Annotated in this window: 18 protein-coding genes and 1 pseudogene; 11 read left to right on the plus strand and 8 right to left on the minus strand. The window is 70.3% G+C overall.

The genetic code is table 11. The annotated features are described in order from the left end of the window. Nucleotides 1-28 precede the first annotated feature (28 nt). From A5673_RS11200 to hsaA, 5 genes are all read right to left on the minus strand, one after another. The gene (locus A5673_RS11200) at nucleotides 29-856 is read right to left on the minus strand and encodes a CHAD domain-containing protein (protein ID WP_068231414.1); all 828 of its coding nucleotides are present in this window, start codon (nucleotides 854-856) and stop codon (nucleotides 29-31) included. A 69-nt stretch (nucleotides 857-925) separates the two neighbouring features. Continuing rightward, nucleotides 926-1,489 (minus strand): 3-hydroxy-9,10-secoandrosta-1,3,5(10)-triene-9,17-dione monooxygenase reductase subunit, encoded by a 564-nt coding sequence (hsaB, locus tag A5673_RS11205; RefSeq protein WP_068231417.1) that lies wholly within the window; start codon nucleotides 1,487-1,489, stop codon nucleotides 926-928. Nucleotides 1,490-1,498: 9 nt separating this feature from the next. After that, complete coding sequence (gene hsaC / locus A5673_RS11210) at nucleotides 1,499-2,401, minus strand: iron-dependent extradiol dioxygenase HsaC (RefSeq protein WP_068231420.1); 903 nt, start codon at nucleotides 2,399-2,401, stop codon at nucleotides 1,499-1,501. After that, nucleotides 2,398-3,273: a 4,5:9,10-diseco-3-hydroxy-5,9,17-trioxoandrosta-1(10),2-diene-4-oate hydrolase gene (gene hsaD, locus A5673_RS11215; protein WP_068231426.1), complete on the minus strand. Its 876-nt coding sequence runs from the start codon at nucleotides 3,271-3,273 to the stop codon at nucleotides 2,398-2,400. The genes hsaC and hsaD overlap by 4 nt, the downstream gene beginning before the upstream one ends. Then, nucleotides 3,273-4,457, minus strand: a complete 1,185-nt coding sequence (gene hsaA, locus A5673_RS11220; RefSeq protein WP_068231430.1) for a 3-hydroxy-9,10-secoandrosta-1,3,5(10)-triene-9,17-dione monooxygenase oxygenase subunit — start codon at nucleotides 4,455-4,457, stop codon at nucleotides 3,273-3,275. The genes hsaD and hsaA overlap by 1 nt, the downstream gene beginning before the upstream one ends. A 149-nt stretch (nucleotides 4,458-4,606) precedes the next feature. On the opposite strand from hsaA, the gene A5673_RS11225 reads away from it, so the two are divergent. Both A5673_RS11225 and A5673_RS11230 read left to right on the plus strand, forming a co-directional pair. Continuing rightward, on the plus strand, nucleotides 4,607-5,689 hold the full coding sequence (locus tag A5673_RS11225; protein WP_068231433.1) for a ferredoxin--NADP reductase: 1,083 nt from the start codon (nucleotides 4,607-4,609) through the stop codon (nucleotides 5,687-5,689). 28 nt (nucleotides 5,690-5,717) lie between these two features. Further along, a complete protein-coding gene (locus tag A5673_RS11230) occupies nucleotides 5,718-6,254 on the plus strand; it encodes a hypothetical protein (RefSeq protein ID WP_068231436.1) in 537 nt (178 codons plus the stop codon). On the opposite strand, the gene A5673_RS11235 is transcribed toward A5673_RS11230, so the two are convergent. After that, nucleotides 6,251-7,132, minus strand: coding sequence for an SDR family oxidoreductase (locus A5673_RS11235; protein ID WP_068231438.1), 882 nt, complete (start codon nucleotides 7,130-7,132; stop codon nucleotides 6,251-6,253). The genes A5673_RS11230 and A5673_RS11235 overlap by 4 nt on opposite strands. Nucleotides 7,133-7,216: 84 nt before the next feature. Between A5673_RS11235 and A5673_RS11240 the strand changes: the two genes are divergently transcribed. After that, nucleotides 7,217-7,780 carry a TetR/AcrR family transcriptional regulator gene (locus A5673_RS11240; RefSeq protein WP_068231441.1) on the plus strand — a complete coding sequence of 188 codons (564 nt, stop codon included), beginning with the start codon at nucleotides 7,217-7,219 and terminating at the stop codon, nucleotides 7,778-7,780. Here the strand turns inward: A5673_RS11240 and A5673_RS11245 are convergent. Beyond that, nucleotides 7,777-9,888: an acyl-CoA dehydrogenase gene (locus A5673_RS11245; RefSeq protein WP_068231443.1), complete on the minus strand. Its 2,112-nt coding sequence runs from the start codon at nucleotides 9,886-9,888 to the stop codon at nucleotides 7,777-7,779. The two genes, A5673_RS11240 and A5673_RS11245, sit on opposite strands and share 4 nt — an antisense overlap. Nucleotides 9,889-10,156: 268 nt before the next feature. Here A5673_RS11245 and kstR point away from each other — a divergent pair, with 268 nt between their 5' ends. Further along, complete coding sequence (kstR, locus tag A5673_RS11250) at nucleotides 10,157-10,762, plus strand: cholesterol catabolism transcriptional regulator KstR (protein ID WP_197518349.1); 606 nt, start codon at nucleotides 10,157-10,159, stop codon at nucleotides 10,760-10,762. 6 nt (nucleotides 10,763-10,768) lie between these two features. On the opposite strand, the gene A5673_RS11255 is transcribed toward kstR, so the two are convergent. Beyond that, on the minus strand, nucleotides 10,769-11,851 hold the full coding sequence (locus A5673_RS11255; RefSeq protein WP_068231449.1) for a LacI family DNA-binding transcriptional regulator: 1,083 nt from the start codon (nucleotides 11,849-11,851) through the stop codon (nucleotides 10,769-10,771). A gap of 142 nt (nucleotides 11,852-11,993) precedes the next feature. Between A5673_RS11255 and A5673_RS11260 the strand changes: the two genes are divergently transcribed. From A5673_RS11260 to A5673_RS11290, 7 genes and pseudogenes are all read left to right on the plus strand, one after another. Further along, nucleotides 11,994-12,878: a metal ABC transporter solute-binding protein, Zn/Mn family gene (locus tag A5673_RS11260; protein WP_082958671.1), complete on the plus strand. Its 885-nt coding sequence runs from the start codon at nucleotides 11,994-11,996 to the stop codon at nucleotides 12,876-12,878. A gap of 6 nt (nucleotides 12,879-12,884) precedes the next feature. Continuing rightward, nucleotides 12,885-13,709: a metal ABC transporter ATP-binding protein gene (locus A5673_RS11265; RefSeq protein WP_068231455.1), complete on the plus strand. Its 825-nt coding sequence runs from the start codon at nucleotides 12,885-12,887 to the stop codon at nucleotides 13,707-13,709. Next, entirely contained in the window at nucleotides 13,706-14,566 is an 861-nt protein-coding gene (locus A5673_RS11270; protein WP_068231475.1) for a metal ABC transporter permease, read from the plus strand. The genes A5673_RS11265 and A5673_RS11270 overlap by 4 nt, the downstream gene beginning before the upstream one ends. Before the next feature lie 33 nt (nucleotides 14,567-14,599). Beyond that, complete coding sequence (locus A5673_RS11275; protein ID WP_068231458.1) at nucleotides 14,600-15,310, plus strand: sensor domain-containing protein; 711 nt, start codon at nucleotides 14,600-14,602, stop codon at nucleotides 15,308-15,310. A gap of 39 nt (nucleotides 15,311-15,349) precedes the next feature. Continuing rightward, on the plus strand, nucleotides 15,350-16,108 hold the full coding sequence (locus tag A5673_RS11280) for a LamB/YcsF family protein (protein ID WP_068231460.1): 759 nt from the start codon (nucleotides 15,350-15,352) through the stop codon (nucleotides 16,106-16,108). Further along, nucleotides 16,108-17,028 (plus strand): MBL fold metallo-hydrolase, encoded by a 921-nt coding sequence (locus A5673_RS11285; protein WP_068231463.1) that lies wholly within the window; start codon nucleotides 16,108-16,110, stop codon nucleotides 17,026-17,028. Before A5673_RS11280 ends, A5673_RS11285 begins: the two co-directional genes overlap by 1 nt. Nucleotides 17,029-17,033: 5 nt before the next feature. Further along, nucleotides 17,034-17,303: pseudogene (locus tag A5673_RS11290) on the plus strand (arsenic transporter); the annotation flags it as partial. Nucleotides 17,304-17,370: the final 67 nt, after the last annotated feature.

Below are 17,370 nucleotides of genomic sequence, written 5' to 3' on the forward strand. Positions count from 1 at the left end.
CCCTCAAGCGGGCCATCGGGTGTGCCTCTCACACGAGCTGCAAGGCGCCTTCGCGGCATCGCCGGGCGATCTGCTGCTCGCGCGCGTACAACATGCCGTAACTGAAGCCGTTCTCACCCACCGTGGTCCCCGCCGCCAACGCCATCTGCCGAAGCGCCTCGGTGGCGACGACGGTGTCCTGGTGGTCACCGAGCAAGCCTTGAATCCGCTTGTAGTGCTTGATTATTCGCCTGGCACGCTTGTCCAGTGGTTTCCGCAATTCGGCGGCGTAGCGAGCCCGTTTGGCCGCCTTGCGCGCCTTGTGCAGCAGCACGTCGTCACCGGAGTCGAGCGCCGCGGCCAGCCGGCGGTCCGCCTTGCGTTGCGCCCGCCGCGCCCGCTTGCGCAGCGCCTTGGCGGACAGCCGCGCGTCGACGGGCGGTTCGTCGCGCCAGCGGCGCAGCGCCGCCTGTAGCAGGCGGTAGCGGTCGGAGTCCATCGCCTCGCTCAGCCGGGCCCGGGCGGGAAGCTCGATCGCCCGCAGGTCGCTGCGGATCCGCGCGCGGACCGGACCCAGGATCAGTTCGTCGGGCATCGCGTCCAGCGCCGCGTCGAACCGGCGCCCCTGGACCTGGCAGTCGCGGACATCGCCGAGCAGCCCGGCATACCACTTCAGTTCGCGGTCCACGTCGCCCGCGGCGCCATCGAGGACCTTGGCGTAGACGCGCAACGTGCTCCGGAATCGCCGGGTCGCGACGCGGGTGTCGTGGATGGTGTCCGGGGTCTCCCCGCGGCGCAGTTGGGCGTCGCCGTGTTCTATCTGGTCGAGCTGTGCGTCCAGGTAGTCCGTCAACGCTCGGGCGGCCGGTGAGCGCATGACACGACGGATTCCCGGAAGCCCGCGGCCGCCAAACATGGGCTCGCCGTCGGGCGCGTCACCGAGGTGCTAGAGCCAGGTGTCCTGGGTGGTGGTGGTGAGGAACGCTTCCAGGTCGTCGCGCCACTGGGCCGGCGTGGTCTTGTCGGGCTCGATGCCGGTGTAGTCGCCGCGATAGAACAGCAGCGGCCGCGGCTTGACCTTGGGGGCCTCCGAAAGCGATTGGACCGCGCCGAACACCACGAAGTGGTCCCCGCCGTCGTGCACGGACGCCACCGCGCAATCGATGTAGGCGAGCGACCCGTCGATGATCGGTGAACCCAATTCCGAAGGGTGCCAGTCGATGCCGGCGAACTTGTCGGGCTCCTTGGAGCCGAACCGGGCCGACACGTCCTTCTGCTTCTCCCTCAGCACATTGACGCAGAACCGGCCGGTGGCCTCGATGGCCTTCCAGGATCGCGAGACCTTGGTGGGGCAGAACAGCACCAGGGGCGGGTCCAGCGACAGCGCCGCGAAGGATTGGCAGGCAAAGCCGATCGGCACCTCGTCGTGCACGGTGGTGATGATGGTGATCCCGGTGCAGAACTGACCCAGCACCTGCCGGAAAGCCCGCGGATCGATCTGACCTGACATGTCTTCAGGTTAGGCGCGGAAGCCGACCGTGAAGTCATGGCCCCACAGGCTCACGGCGGTGCTTTCCCGGGCGATCCAGTCGTGGTCGTCGACTTTCCTGCCCTCACAACCGAACTCGACGTCGAACCCACCGGGTGTCTTCATGTAGAAGGACAACATCAGGTCGTTGACGTGGCGGCCCAGCGTCGCCGACATCGGCACCTTGCGGCGCAGCGCCCGGTCCAGGCACAGACCGACGTCGTCGGCCTCCTGGACCTCGACCATCAGGTGCACGATGCCGCTCGGGGTCTGTCCGGGCATGAAGGCGAGGCTGTGATGGCGCGGGTTGCAGCCCAAGAACCGCAGCCAGACCGGCGCCCCGTCGGCCGGCCGCCCCACCAGCTGCGGCGGCAGGCGCATCGAATCGCGAAGCTTGAAGCCCAGCACGTCGCGGTAGAAGTGCAGCGTCTCGTCGTCGTCGCGGGTGGTCAGCACCACGTGCCCCAGGCCCTGCTCGCCGGTGACGAACCGGTGCCCGTACGGGCTGACCACCCGGCGGTGTTCCAGGGCGGCGCCGTGGAAGACCTCGAGGCAGTTGCCCGACGGGTCGGAGAACCGGATCATCTCGTCCACGCGTCGATCCGCCAGTTCGGCCGCGGTGGCCTCCTTGTAGGGCGTGCCCTCCACGTCGAGCCGATTTCGGATCTCTTGCAGGCCTTCGGCATTCGCGCACTCCCAGCCCGCCTCGCTCAGCTGGTCGCGCTCACCCGGCACGATGACCAGCCGGGCCGGGAAGTCGTCCATCCGCAAATAGAGCGCGCCCTCGGTGCTGCCCTTGCCCTCGACCATGCCCAGCACCTTCAGGCCGTACTCACGCCAGGCCGCCATGTCGGTGGCCTCGATGCGCAGGTAGCCCAGCGACCGGATACTCATCGCGCGCCTCCCAGGAAATCGATGGTCAGCTTGTTGAATTCGTCGAACTTCTCCACCTGCGCCCAGTGCCCGCACTGCCCGAACACGTGCAGCTGCGCGCGCGGGATGGTCTTCAGCGCCACCAGCGCGCCGTCCAGCGGGTTGACCCGGTCCTCGCGCCCCCAGATCAGCAGCACCGGCTGGCGCAGCTGATACACCTCGCGCCACATCATGCCGAGCTCGAAGTCGGCCCCCGCGAACGACATTCCCATCGCCCGGGTGGCCGTCAGCGATTCCGGCGTGCTGGCCAGCGCGAAGCGCTGGTCGATCAGCTCCTCCGTGATCAGCTTCTGGTCGTAGACCATCACCCGCAGGAAGGCTTCGAGGTTATCGCGGGTGGGGTCTATGGAGAACTTGCCCAGCCGCTTGACGCCCTCGGTCGGGTCCGGCGCGAACAGGTTGACGCTCAGCCCGCCCGGGCCCATCAGCACGAGCTTGCCGGCCCGGTCGGGGTAGTCGAGCGCGAACCGGACCGCGGTGCCCCCGCCCAGCGAATTGCCCACCAGCGGAACGCGTCCCAGGCCCAGCCGGTCGAAGAGCCCGGCGAGCGCCCGCGCGGCGTAGCGGTTGAACTGCCCGTGCTCCGCCCGCTTGTCCGAATGCCCATAGCCGGGCTGGTCGACGGCCAGCACGTGAAATCGCTCCGCCAGCACCGCGATGTTCCGCGAGAAGTTCGTCCAGCTCGACGCGCCGGGGCCGCCGCCGTGCAGCAGCACCACGGTCTGGTCGTTACCGGCCCCCGCCTCGTGGTAGTGCAGCTTCAGCGGTCCGTCGACGTCCACTTCGACGAAGCGCGAGGTCGACTCGAACGTGAGTTCCCCGATCGCGGTCATCAGACCATGGTGTCGCCTGGCGGCAACCCGAATTCGTTGTTCCCGAAGATCACGTAGGCGCGCTCGGGGTCGTTGGCCGCGTGCACCCGCCCCGCGTGCGCGTCGCGCCAGAACCGTTGCACCGGTTGGTCGTTGGCCAGGGCGGTGGCGCCGGACGCCTCGAACAAGCGGTCGATCGCGGAGATCGACCGGCCGGTGGCGCGCACCTGATCGCGGCGGGCGCGGGCACGCAGCTCGAACGGGATCTCCTTGCCGGCGGACAGCAGCGCGTACTCGTCGGCGACGTTGCCGCTGAGTTGCCGCCACGCGGCGTCGATGTCGCTGGCCGCCTCGGCGATGCGGACCTTGGCGAACGGGTCGTCCTTGGCCTTCTCGCCGGCGAACGCCGCCCGCACCCGCTTGCCCTGGTGCTCCACGTGCGCGTCGTAGGCGCCGTAGGCCATGCCGACGATCGGCGCCGAGATGGTGGTGGGATGCATGGTGCCCCACGGCATCTTGTACACCGGGGCGGTGTTGGTCTCGTAGCCGCCCGCGGTGCCGTCGTTCATCGCCTTGTAGGACAGGAACCGGTGCCGGGGCACGAAGACGTCCTTGACGACCAGCGTGTTGCTGCCGGTGCCGCGCAGGCCCACGACGTGCCACACGTCGTCGATGCGGTACTCGCTGCGGGGGATGAGGAAGCTGCCGAAGTCGACGGGTCGGCCGTCCTTGATGACCGGACCGCCCACGAAGGTCCACGAGGCGTGGTCGCAGCCCGACGACCAGTTCCACGAGCCGTTCACCAGGTAGCCGCCGTCGGTCACGACGCCGGCTCCCATCGGGGCGTATGACGACGAGATGCGGGTCTTGGGGTCGTCGCTCCAGACGTCCTCCTGGGCCTGCTGGTCGAACAGCGCCAGGTGCCAGTTGTGCACGCCGATGATCGAGCTCACCCACCCGGTGGACCCGCAGGCGCTGGCCAGCCGGCGGACGGCCTCGTAGAACAGGGTGGGGTCGCACTGCAGCCCGCCCCACTGCTCGGGCTGCAAAAGGGTGAAGAACCCGACGTCCTCGAGCTCCTGAACGGTCTGGTCGGGCAGCCGGCGCAGATCCTCCGTGGCCTGGGCGCGCTCCCGGATCTGCGGAAGCAGATCGTCGATCCCAGCCAACACCGACTGCGCATCGCGCTGTTGAATGGACGTCACGTAAGTTTGCCTCCCCGGGAGTGCGGACTTACCCAGAAGACTAGAACACGTTCCGATTTGTGTCGAGCAGGGTATTCCTGCGGCTGGTAGCGATACGAATCCGGTTTTCTATAACATGTTCTAGTTGGCAACAAGGGAAGGGACGGGTCTTGACGGAAGCGATTCCCGACGAGCCGCTCGGCGACCACGTCCTCGAACTGCAGATCGCCGAGGTCGTCGCCGAAACCGACGAGGCGCGGTCGCTCGTGTTGGCCGTGCCGGACGCGCCCGGCGATCCGCAGATCCCGCCGGAACGGCTCCGATACTCCCCCGGGCAGTTCCTGACGTTGCGCGTGCCCAGCGAGCGCACCGGCTCGGTGGCGCGGTGCTACTCGCTGTGCAGCTCGCCATTCACCGGCGACGCGCTGACGGTCACGGTGAAACGGACCGCCGACGGCTACGCGTCGAACTGGCTGTGCGAGCACGCGCACGCCGGCATGCGCATCCACGTGCTGGCGCCGTCGGGCAACTTCGTGCCCAAGACGCTCGACGACGACTTTCTGCTGATGGCCGCCGGCAGCGGGATCACGCCGATCATGTCGATCTGCAAGTCCGCGCTCGCCGAGGGCAGCGGGCAGGTGACGCTGCTCTACGCCAACCGCGACGACCGGTCGGTGATCTTCGCCGATGCGCTGCGCGAACTGGCCGCGAAGTATCCCGACCGGCTGACGGTGCTGCACTGGCTGGAATCGCTGCAGGGATTGCCCAGCACGACCGCCCTGGCGAAGCTCGCCTCGCCGTTCACCGATCGGCCCGTGTTCATCTGCGGTCCGGGGCCGTTCATGGACGCCGCGCGTGCCGCTCTCGACGGGCTGAAAGTGCCTGCCGCGCAAGTGCACATCGAGGTGTTCAAGTCGCTGGAATCGGATCCGTTCGCGGCGGTGAAAATCGAGGACACCGCCGAAGGCGACCAGCCGCCGGCCACGGTCGTCGTGGAGCTGGACGGCGAGACGCACACGGTGTCGTGGCCACGCAACGCCAAGCTGCTCGACGTGCTGCTCGCGAAGGGGTTGGACGCGCCGTTCTCGTGCCGGGAGGGTCACTGCGGCGCGTGCGCGTGCACCCTGCGCAAGGGCAAGGTCGACATGGAGGTCAACGACGTCCTGGAACAGCAGGATCTCGACGAGGGCCTGATTTTGGCCTGTCAATCTCGCCCGGAATCTGATTCGGTAGAAGTCACCTACGACGAGTAGTCGCGTAGCGAACCCGAAGGGGGCGCCGATGAAGCGGTTGTTGCCGGGATTTGCGGTCGTCGCAGCCGTGCTGGCGCTGCTGCCGGTTGCGCCCGCTTCGGCGGCGAGCAACACCGCCACCACCCTGTTCCCGCTGGACGGCCCCAACCAGCTGGAGACGCATGTGACCCTCGATTGCTTCAGCTCGGGCGGCTTCTGCAACTTCACCGCCGGGGCGGACACCCGCACGCCGGACGGCGGCGTGATCGGGTTCCCGCCGGGGCTGTGGGCGCGCCAGACGACCGAGGTTCGGTCGCCAAATCGGCTGGCCTACCTGGACACCCACGCCAACGGCCAATACGAGAGGGTGCACAAGGCGATGGGGTCCGACGAGATCACCACCGTCTACTTCGGCGAGGGACCGCCGGACAAATATCAGACGACCGGGCGCATCGACTCGACCGACTGGCAGACCGGCCAGCCCAAGACCGACATCAGCGTCATCGCCTGCACCCACATCCAGGTGGTCTACGGCGGCGTCAACATCACCTCGCCCAGCACCTGCGCGCAGACGACGTTTTCCTAGGGGTAGACGCCGGTTTCGAGGTCTTCGAGCAGGCTCGGGCCGGTGGGGCTCCATCCGAACCTCTGGCGGGTCAGCGCGCTCGACGAGGGCTGGTCGATAGCGAACATGGTGCCGAGCGGGCCGAAATCCTCGGCCGGGGCCGATTCGACGGGCACGCCGAGCCGGCGACCGATCACCTCGGCGATCGCCCGCATCGGGTCGCCTTCGTCGCCCACCGCGTGCAGCACCGCACCGGGTGGGGCCTCTTCGAGGGCGAGACGGAACAACGACGCGGCATCGTCGCGATGCACGGCGGGCCAGCGTTGCGCGCCGTCACCGACGAACGCCGACACGCCGCGCTGCCGTGCGACCTGAATCAGGATGCCGGAGAAGCCGTAGCGGCCACCGGCGTCGTGCACCGACCGCGGCAGCCGCACCACGGCCGATCGGACGCCTTGCTCGGCCAGGTCGATGACGGCCTGTCCGGTGCGGCCGCGTCCGGCCATCGGCCCCTCGGCGTTGAAGGGGTCCTCCTCGGTGCTCGTGCGGCCGGCCCGCGCCGGGGTGCCGCTGGCGACCACCAGCGGTTTACCAGTGTCGACGAGCGCGGCGCCGATCGCGGCGACGGCGCGGGATTCGTCGCCGATCGCGTCCCCGATCATTCGGGTGAAGTCGTGCGAGAACGCCAGGTAGACAACGCCGTCGGCGTCGCCCGCCGCCTTCCGCATGAGATCGAGGTCGGTGACGTCGCCGTGCAGCGGCTCGGCGCCGAGTCCGCTGATGATCGCGGCCGAAGCATCCGAACGGGCCAGGCCCACGACGCGGTGGCCGGCAGCGACCAGTTGCGAGACGACGGCCGAGCCGATTCCTCCGCTGGCGCCGGAGACGAATACGCGCACGAGCAACTCCTTCGAGTGATGAGACTATGGTCCCCTCACCCTACACCCGTGACGGGACCATAGTCGCATCACTAGGGTGGGGCCATGGCTCGTTGGCAACCCGATGCGCGCGAACGCCTGGTCGCCGCGGCGCTCGATCTGTTCAACGAACGCGGGTACGACCAGACGACCGTCATGCAGATCGCCGAGCGCGCCGGCCTGACGAAAAGCACCTTCTTTCGGCACTTCCCGGACAAGCGTGACGTGCTCGCCGCCGGCCAGGACGCCATCGCGCAGCTGCTGCGCGAGGGCATCGCCGCGGCGCCCGACGACGCGACACCGCTGGCCGCCGTATGCTCCGGCCTGAAGTCGGCAGCCGCCGGGTTCACGTTCAATCGAGACCTCGTCGCCCGGCTCAAGGCCGCGATCGCCGCCAGCGCCGAACTGCAAGCGCGCAACGCGCTCAAACATATTGGGCTAGCGCGGGCGATGGTCGAAGCGCTCCAATCCCGCGGCGTGCCCGAGCCGACGGCCGTCTTGGCCGCCGAGCTGGGTGCGCTCGCGTTCAAGACGGCCTACGCCCGCTGGGCCGACGAAAGCGGGGACTTGGGCGCCATGGCGTGCGAGGCGCTGCGCGAATTGCAAGCTGCCGCAGCCGATCTCGACTAACGCGGCAGGCCGAGCAGCCGCTCGGCGGCGACGGTGAGCAGGATCTGCTCGGTGCCGCCGGCGATCGTGAGGCAGCGGGTGTTGAGGAAGTCGTAGACCGCCTGGTTGTGGACGAGCCCGCCGCCCTCGGAGACGTCCATCCCGTATTCGGCCAGCGCCTGCCGGTAGCGCACGCCGATCAGCTTGCGCACGCTGGACTGCGCGCCGGGGTCCTGGCCGCCCACGGCCAACTGCGCGATGCGCTGGTCGAGCAGCGCGCCCGTCTGGGCGGTGGCGATCAGCCGGCCCAGCCGGTCTTGCTGCGCGGCGTCGAGGTCCATGGCCGCCAGCACCCGCAGCAGCTGCTCCATCGGGTTGCCGAGCGCGGTGCCGGTCGCCATCGCGACCCGCTCGTTGGCCAGCGTGGTCCGCGCCAGCCGCCAGCCGTCGTTCACCGTGCCGACCACCATCTCGTCGGGGACGAACACGTTGTCCAGGAAGACCTCGTTGAACAGCGAGTCACCGGTGATCTCGCGCAGCGGCCGGATCTCGATGCCGGGTGAGCGCATGTCCACCAGGAAGTAGGTGATGCCCTTGTGCTTCGGGGCGTCGGGATCGGTGCGCGCCAGGCATACGCCCCAGCGCGCCTTGTGCGCGGCGGACGTCCACACCTTCTGCCCGGTGAGCAGCCAGCCGCCGTCGCCCCGCACCGCCTTGGTGCGCAGCGACGCCAGGTCGGACCCGGCGCCGGGCTCGGAAAACAGCTGACACCAGAGGAATTCGCCGCGCAGCGTGGCCGGCACGAACTGTTCGATCTGTTCGGGCGTCCCATGTTCGAGGATGGTCGGCGCCGCCCACCAGCCGATCACCAGGTCCGGCCGCACCACGCCGGCCGCCGCCATCTCCTGATCGATGAGCAACTGCTCGGCCGGTGACGCGCTGCGCCCGTACGGCGGCCGCCAGTGCGGGGCCTGCAGCCCGGCCTCGGCGAGGGCGGCCTGGCGCTGCGCCTCGGGCAGCGCGGCAACCTCGGCGACCGCCGCGGCGATCTGCGGGCGCAGGCCCTCCACCTCCGAGAGGTCGATGCTCAGGCGGCGCCGCACCCCCGCCTGGGTCAGCGCGGTGATGCGCCGCAGCCAGGGTTCGGCGCCGCCGAGAATCCGGCCGATGCTGTGCGCGCGGCGCAGGTACAGGTGCGCGTCGTGCTCCCAGGTGCAGCCGATGCCGCCGAGCACCTGGATGCAGTCCTTGACGTTGGCCTTGGCGGCGGCGATGCCGATGCCCGCGGCCAGGGCGGCCGCGATGGAAAACTGGTCGGCGTCGGGGTCCGCGGCGGCGCGCGCGGCGTCGGCGGCGGCCACCTCGGCCTGCTCGGCGCGGCACAGCATCTCGGCGCACAGGTGCTTGACGGCCTGGAAGCTGCCGATCGGCTTGCCGAACTGTTCCCGCACCTTGGCGTAGGCGACCGCGGTGTCCAGCGACCACCGGGTGATGCCGGCCGCCTCGGCCGCCAGCACGGTCGCCGCCAATTCCTCGACCCGCCGCTCCGCCGCCCCGAGCACGGTGACCGCCGCCGACGTCAGCACCACCCGGGCCAACGGCCGGGAGAAGTCGGCGGCCGTCAGCGGTTCGACCTTGACGCCGTCGGCGCCGGTGTCGACGAGCAGCCACTTGCCGTCCGAGGGCAACAGGACGACGGCGCCTTCCGCGCCGCCGAGCACCCACGGCAGGGTGCCGGACGCGCGTGCCGCCGCGCCGTCGAGCCGAACGTCACCTTCCAGCGCCACCCCGGCGAAGCGCTCCCCGGACGCCAGCGCGGCCAGCAAGTCCGGGTCATCGACGACCAGAGTCGCCAGCGCGGTCGTCGCAACCGGCCCGGCGATCAGCGCCTTGGCCGCCTCCTCGACCATCGCGCACAGGTCCTCGATGCTGCCGCCCGCCCCGCCGCGATCCTCCGGTATCGCCACCCCGAACAGCCCCAGCTCGGCAACGCCGGCGAAGACGGGGCGCCACGCGTCGGGATCGCCCTGTTCGACGGCGCGTACGGCCTCGCTCGAACCCGAGCTTCGCGCCCAGTCGCGCACCAGCGCACGCGCGGCGAACTGCTCGTCGGTGACGGTCGCTACCACCCTCTGGTCCTCCGCGTGCCTGGTTCGGGATGAAGGGGCGCTAAGCCCACTAGAACGTGTTCTAATAGTGCCAGCGATCGAGCGTCAAGTCGAACGCCATTACAGCAGTACACGTGGTTGTCCCTGCTGCGGGGAGGTGGGAAATTTACGCACAGCATGCGTATCGTTTGCGAGCGAACCACCTGAAAAAGGAGCCTTTCTTCAGATGTCGTCAGCCAACCCGGGTTCGGCCCGCGTTCCTGACTCGCAGCCGCGCGAGGTCATGAACGTGGCGGTACTGGCTGAGTCCGAGCTCGGTTCGGAGGCGCAGCGGGAGCGGCGCAAGCGCATCCTGGACGCCACCATGGCCATCGCGTCCAAGGGCGGCTACGAGGCGGTGCAGATGCGCGCCGTCGCGGACCGCGCCGACGTCGCGGTGGGGACGCTGTACCGGTATTTCCCCTCCAAGGTGCATCTTTTGGTGTCGGCGCTCGGGCGGGAGTTCAGCCGCATCGACGCCAAGACCGACCGCTCCTCGGTCGCCGGCGGCACGCCGTTTCAGCGGCTGAACTTCATGGTCGGCAAGCTCAACCGGGCGATGCAGCGCAACCCGCTGCTCACCGAGGCGATGACGCGCGCTTATGTCTTCGCCGACGCGTCGGCGGCCAGCGAGGTCGACCAGGTCGAGAAGCTGATCGACAGCATGTTCGCGCGGGCGATGGCCGACGGCGAACCGACGGAGGACCAGTACCACATCGCGCGGGTGATCTCGGACGTGTGGCTGTCGAACCTGCTGGCGTGGCTCACCCGGCGGGCCTCGGCGACCGACGTCAGCAAGCGGCTGGACCTGGCCGTGCGGTTGCTGATCGGCGATCAGGAGACCCAGAAGAGCTAGGCGGAGTTAGGCGGGCGGCCCCGCGGTGCGGCCGCGAATCAGCTCTGTCTCGAGGAGTTCCACGACCGGCAGGCCCGATCGCGGGGGCTTCAGCAGTAGCTCACCGGCCCGCCGGCCCTTCTGCAGGCTCGGCTGCGCCAGCGTGGTCAACCCGCGGCCGATCGCGTCGGGCACGCCGTCGAACCCCGTGACGCTCAGCTGACCCGGCACGTAAATGCCATGTGCGCGAAGGTAATCCATGGCGGACAGGGCCAGGATGTCCGCGGTGCACATCAGCGCGGTGATCCGCGGGTTGGCCTCCAGCGCCGCCTTGGCCGCGGCGCCACCCGACTCGGGGAGGTGCTCGTAGCTCTCCACCACCGTCAGCGAATCCGGATCGACACCGACGGCCGCCATCGCCTCCCACACGCCGATGATCCGCTCGCGCTGGACGTCGAAGGCCGGCGAGCGCAGCCGGTCGGCGTCCACCAATCCCTGGCGGCGTTCCCGGCCCAGCCGCATGGTCAGCACACCGATCTCGCGGTGCCCCAGCCCGAGCACATAGTCGGCCAGCGTGCGCATCGCCGCCCGGTCGTCGATGCCGACCCGGGACACCCCGGGCAGCCCCTTCGGCTGGTCGACCACCACGACCGGCAGCCGGCGTTGCAGCACCACCTGCAGGTAGGGATCGTCCTCGCAGACCGAATACACCACGAACCCGTCCACGCCGGCGCCGAGCACGGCGGCCGTTCCGTCGTCGAGGCTGCGGCCGGCGCCGACGGCGACCAGGAGCAGCCCCTGCCCGAGTTCTTCGCAGGATTGCGCCACCCCCGCGACGAAATCCCGCGCCGCGGGGTCGTTGAAGAAGTAGGTCAGCGGTTCGGCCATCACCAGACCCACCGCGCCCGCCTTGCGGGTCCGCAGCGACCGCGCCACCGGGTCGGGTCCCGGATAACCCAGCCGCTTCGCCGTCGCCAGCACCCGTTCGCGTAGGTCGGCGGACAGCTGGTCGGGCCGGTTGAAGGCATTCGAGATCGTGGTGCGCGAAACCTGCAGTTCGTCCGCCAATGACGCCAGAGTCGCACGCCGACGCGGGGTGGGACTCCTCACGCTCGGTGACGCTACAGCGGCGCACCGCCGGCGCCTACCAGGCCGCTCGGCGGCACTTTCTAATGGAAACGATTTTCATTAGTATTTAGGGGGCGGCCGCCGGGCCGGCGAGAGGAAAACACAGGTGCATGTAGGGCGTTGGCTGCCGGTCGCCCTGACCGTCGGCGTCGTCGTGGCCGGCCTGGTGGCGATCACCGGGTGCGGTGGGACGGCGCGCGCCCGCGCGGCCACCGTCGTGGCCTCCACCGACGTGTGGGGCAGCGTGGCCAGCGCGGTCACCGGCCGCCACGTCTCCGTCCGGTCCATCCTCAGCGGCTCCGACACCGACCCGCACTCGTACATGGCGAGTCCCTCGGACGCCGCCGCGCTCGCCGACGCCGCCCTGGTCGTCTACAACGGCGGCGGTTACGACCCCTGGGTGGACCAGGTGCTGGCCGGGCATCCGGGCATCAAATCGGTCGACGCCTACTCGTTCGTCCCTGCCGCCGCCGGCGAGCCCCCCAACGAGCACGTCTTCTACGACCTGAGCGTCGCCAAGTCGGTGGCGGCCGCGATCGCCGAGCGCCTGGCCGCCATCGACCCGGCCAACGCCGCCGACTACCGGGCCAACGCGGCGGCGTTCTGCCGCGGCGCCGACTCGATCGCCGCCTCCGAGCGCGCCATCGCCGCCGCCTACCCGGAGGCCGGCGTCATCGCGACCGAGCCGGACGTCCACTACCTGCTGGCCGCGGCGGGCCTGGTGGACCGCACCCCCGCCGCGTTCGCCGCGGCCGGCGAGAACGAAACCGATCCCTCGCCGTCGGACCTGGCGGCCGTGCTCGACATGATCGACCACCGGCAGGTGTCGGCGCTGCTGGTCAACCCCCAGACGTCCAGCTCCGCGGTGAACGGCCTACAGGGCGCCGCACGGCGCGCGGGCGTGCCGGTCACCCAGGTGACCGAGACGCTGCCCGACGGCAGCGACTACCTGACCTGGCAACGCAACACGGTCGACCACCTGCTGGCCGCGTTGCGGTCGAGCCGATAACAGCGCATGAGCGTCGAAGCGCCCCGGGCCGTCGCCAGCCACGCCCACACCGTGTCGCTGCGCGGCGCGCGGCTGGCGTTCGGCGACCGGGTGCTGTGGGACCACCTCGACCTGTCGGTGTCGCCCGGCGAGTTCGTCGCCGTGCTCGGCCCCAACGGCAGCGGGAAGACGTCGCTGCTCAAGGTCCTGCTCGGGCAGCTCCCGCTGAGCGCCGGCGTCGCGCTGGTCGACGGAAAACCGATCACGTCGGGCAGCGGCAGCATCGGCTATGTGCCACAACACCGCCCGATGGACTCCGACGTGATGCTGCGGGGGCGCGACCTGGTCCGGCTGGGCATCGACGGGCGGCGCTGGGGCGGCGGGCCGTTGCGATCGGCGGACCGGGCCCGCCGGCGCGCGGCCGTGGCCGAGGCGCTGCATCAGGTCAACGGCGAGGCGCTGGCCGACGTCCGGGTCGGCGTGATGTCGGGCGGCGAGCTGCAGCGCGTGCGCATCGCCCAGGCTCTGGCCAGCGACCCGAGGCTGCTGCTGTGCGACGAACCGCTGCTGACGCTGGACCCGGCGAACGCGAAGCTGGTGTCCGCGCTCATCGACCGGCGCCGTCGCGACGCCGGAACCACCGTCATCGTCGTCACGCACGAGATCAACACGATCCTGCCGTTCGTGGACCGGGTGCTCTATCTCGTCGACGGCCACTTCCGGATCGGCACCGTCGAGCAGGTGATGACCAGCCAAACGCTCTCGGCGTTGTACGGGGCCGACATCGAGGTGGTCAAGGTCAGGGGCGGCTACGTGGTGGTGGGCGAGCCGGACGACGGGTGCGGCGGATGAATCACCGGCTCGCCGGGATGCTCGGCCGCCTGTTCTCCTTCGACATCACCGCCGACTTGCTGCGCCACGATTTCGTCCAGCGGGCCCTGGTGGCCGGCGCCCTGCTGGGGCTGGTGGCCGGGCTGATCGGGCCGTTCATCGTGATGCGCCAGATGTCGTTCGCCGTGCATGGATCCAGCGAATTGTCTTTGACCGGAGCCGCTTTCGCGCTGCTGGTCGGCTTCGAGGTTGGCGCGGGGGCGCTGATCGGCAGCGCGCTGGCGGCGGCGCTGTTCGGCGTTCTGGGGCAACGGGCGCGGGAGCGCGACTCGGTGATCGGCGTGGTCCTGGCGTTCGGTTTGGGCCTGGCGGTGCTGTTCATCCACCTCTACCCGGGGCGCACCGGCACCGCCTTCGCGCTGCTGACCGGCCAGATCGTGGGCGTCGGCTACACGGGCCTGGCCATGCTCGCGCTGGTGTGTCTGCTGGTGGTCGCCGTGCTCGGCGCCTGCTATCGGCCGCTGTTGTTCGCCACCGTCGACCCGGACGTCGCGGCGGCGCGCGGGGTTCCGGTGCGGTCCCTGGGCATCGTGTTCGCCGCGCTGGTCGGCGTGGTGGCCGCGCAGGCCGTGCAGATCGTCGGCGCGCTGCTGGTGATGTCGTTGCTGATCACCCCGGCCGCCGCGGCCGCCGCGGTGGTCGCCTCGCCGGCGGCGGCGGTGGCGGCCTCGGTGGCCTTCGCGGAAGCCGCCGCCGTCGGGGGCATCCTGCTGTCGCTGGCGCCCGGCGTTCCGGTATCGGTGTTCGTGGCGACCATCTCGTTTGTCATCTACCTGATTTGCTGGCTCGTCGGGCGACGTCGCGAGGTCGCCACTTAAGCTTGGTCGCACGAAGCGGGGAGGGGGCCAGCAGTGCGCCAGCGACTCACCGTGCTTGTGCTCGCCGCGGTGTCCGCGCTGGCCGTCGGCTGTACCACCGTCTCGGGCGGCAGGGCCGTCCCCGCCGACCACTCCGGTCCCCTGCCACGCAATCCCGTCGCGGTGTCGGCCCTCGACGGGCTGCTGCTCGACGAGGGCCAGATCAACACCGCGCTGAACGCGGCATCGATGAAGGTGTGGTTTTCCGCCGACGCGATGTGGGACTGGAGCTCGAGCATCAGCGACAAGGACTGCCTGCCGCTCGACGGGCCCGCGCAGGACAAGGTCTACGCCGGCAGCAGTTGGACCGCCATCCGCGGCCAGCGGCTCGACGACAGCGTCGACGACTCCAAGGGCCGCGACCACTACGCCATCCAGGCCGTGATCGCGTACCCGTCGGCGCGCGACGCAAACGCCTTCTACGACTCCTCGGCGCAAACCTGGTCCGCCTGCGCCAACCGGCGGTTTTCGGACTTGCCGCAGGGCAAGCCCCCGGTCGTGTGGACGGTGGCCGGCATCGACAAGGTCAACGGCACGCTCAGCACGTCGGAGGTTCAGGAAGGCGGCGACGGGTGGACCTGCCAGCGGGCCCTGACCGTGCGCAACAACGTCGCCGTCGACGTGCTGGCGTGCGCCTCCCCGTTGGCCGGCGGCTCGGCCATCGGCATCGCCGAGCGGATCGCGGCCAAGGTGGCCCGCCAATAGGCGGTGCGGCGGCGTCCGCGCGGCCCATAAGCTAGGCGGGTGTCCGCCATCGACCTCAACGCCGACTTGGGTGAGGGCTTTGGCGTTTGGCGCCTCGGGGACGACGACGCCATGCTCGGCATCGTCACCAGCGCCAACGTGGCATGCGGGTTCCATGCCGGGGATCCGGCGGGCCTGCTGCAGGTGTGCCGGTCGGCCGCCGAGCGCGGCGTGCGCATCGGGGCGCAGGTGAGCTACCGCGATTTGGCCGGATTCGGCAGGCGCTACATCGACGTCGCCCACGACGACCTGGTCGCCGATGTCGTCTACCAGATCGGCGCGCTGCAGGCGATCGCGGCGGCTGCCGGCTCGGCGGTGTGCTACGTCAAACCCCATGGCGCGCTGTACAACACGATCGTGACCGATCGGGACCAGGGCGCCGCCGTCGCGGAGGCGGTGCGCCTGGTGGATCCGGTTTTGCCGGTGCTGGGCATGGCGGGCTCGGCGTTCTTCGACGAGGCCGCCCGCCTGGGCCTGCGCACCGTGGCCGAGGCGTTCGCCGACCGCGCCTACCAACCGGACGGCCGGCTGGTGTCCCGTCGCGAAGCGGGCGCGGTGTTGCACGATCCGGCGCAGATCGCGGACCGCGTGGCGACGATGGTGACCTCCGGGCAACTCGCCGCGATCGACGGCACGCAGATCGATGTCACCGTGGAATCGGTTTGCGTGCACGGAGATTCGCCGGGCGCGGTGCAGATCGCGACGGCGGTGCGGGATCGGCTCGCCGCGGCCGGCGCCGACGTCAGGGCGTTTTGCTGATGCGACTCAAACCCGGCCGGCCCGACCTGGCGCGCTACTCGGACCGGTTCGACGCGCCCGCCGCCGGGCCCGATGCGCCGCTGTCGGCTACGTGGCTGGGGGTGGCGACGCTGCTGCTCGACGACGGGTCGTCGGCGCTTCTGACCGACGGCTACTTCTCGCGGCCCAGCCTGGCGCGGGTGGCGGCCGGCAAGGTGGCGCCGTCGCCGGCCCGCGTGGACGGCTGCCTGGCCCGCGCCGGGGTGTCGCGGCTTCAGGCCGTCATCCCGGTGCACACCCACATCGACCACGCGCTCGACTCCGCCCTGGTGGCCGACCGCACGGGGGCGCGGCTGGTCGGCGGTGAGTCGGCGGCCAACGTCGGGCGCGGATACGGGCTGCCCGAGGACCGGATTACGGTCGCCACCTCGGGTGAACCAATTCGGTTGGGCGCCTACGACGTAACGTTGGTGGCGTCGCATCATTGCCCGCCGGACCGGTTCCCCGGGACGATCGACGCGCCGCTGACCCCGCCGGTGCGGGCGTCGGCATACCGCTGCGGCGAGGCGTGGTCGACGCTGGTGCACCACCGGCCGTCGGGCCGGCGGCTACTGATCCAGGGCAGCGCCGGCTTCGTCAAAGACGCGCTGTCACGACAGCGCGCCGACGCGGTCTATCTCAGCGTCGGCCAGCTCGGCCTGCAGCCGCGTTCCTACCTGCTGGACTACTGGGCCGAGACCGTGCGCGCGGTGGGCGCGCGCCGGGTGATCCTCATCCACTGGGACGACTTCTTCAGCCCATTGTCAAAGCCCTTGCGGGCCTTGCCGTATGCGGGCGACGACCTGGACGTGTCCATCCGCGTCCTCGACGAGCTGGCCGCCCGCGACGGCGTCGCGCTGCACATGCCGACGGTGTGGCGGCGCGAAGACCCCTGGACGTAGAACGCATGCCCTTGGCCATTGCGCTGGTGTTGCTTGCTGCCGTGCTCGTGTTCGCCGTCGTCCGCCCGCGGGGTCTGCCCGAGGCGGTGGCCGCGGTTCCCGCGGCGCTGATCCTGGTCGCGGTCGGCGCGGTCTCGGTGCGGCAGGCCACCGAGGAGGTGGCCGGATTGTCCGGCGTGGTGGGGTTTTTGGGCGCGGTGCTGGTGCTCGCCAAGCTGTGCGACGACGAGGGCCTGTTCGAGGCGGCGGGCGCGGCGATCGCGCGGGGGCGGGTGGTCATCAGCAGGTCCGCGCAGGCCGAAAGTCGGTCCTTGTCGATCCGGTCGCCCTGCAGGTGAAACG

Source organism: Mycobacterium sp. E3198 (assembly GCF_001667015.1).
GTDB lineage: Bacteria > Actinomycetota > Actinomycetes > Mycobacteriales > Mycobacteriaceae > Mycobacterium.

Coding starts and splice junctions, on each gene's coding strand:
- A5673_RS11200 (WP_068231414.1), bottom strand. CDS start 856: ATGCGCTCACCGGCCGCCCGAGCGTTGACGGACTACCTGGACGCACAG.
- hsaB (WP_068231417.1), bottom strand. CDS start 1,489: ATGTCAGGTCAGATCGATCCGCGGGCTTTCCGGCAGGTGCTGGGTCAG.
- hsaC (WP_068231420.1), bottom strand. CDS start 2,401: ATGAGTATCCGGTCGCTGGGCTACCTGCGCATCGAGGCCACCGACATG.
- hsaD (WP_068231426.1), bottom strand. CDS start 3,273: ATGACCGCGATCGGGGAACTCACGTTCGAGTCGACCTCGCGCTTCGTC.
- A5673_RS11230 (WP_068231436.1), top strand. CDS start 5,718: ATGAAGCGGTTGTTGCCGGGATTTGCGGTCGTCGCAGCCGTGCTGGCG.
- A5673_RS11240 (WP_068231441.1), top strand. CDS start 7,217: ATGGCTCGTTGGCAACCCGATGCGCGCGAACGCCTGGTCGCCGCGGCG.
- A5673_RS11265 (WP_068231455.1), top strand. CDS start 12,885: ATGAGCGTCGAAGCGCCCCGGGCCGTCGCCAGCCACGCCCACACCGTG.
- A5673_RS11270 (WP_068231475.1), top strand. CDS start 13,706: ATGAATCACCGGCTCGCCGGGATGCTCGGCCGCCTGTTCTCCTTCGAC.
- A5673_RS11285 (WP_068231463.1), top strand. CDS start 16,108: ATGCGACTCAAACCCGGCCGGCCCGACCTGGCGCGCTACTCGGACCGG.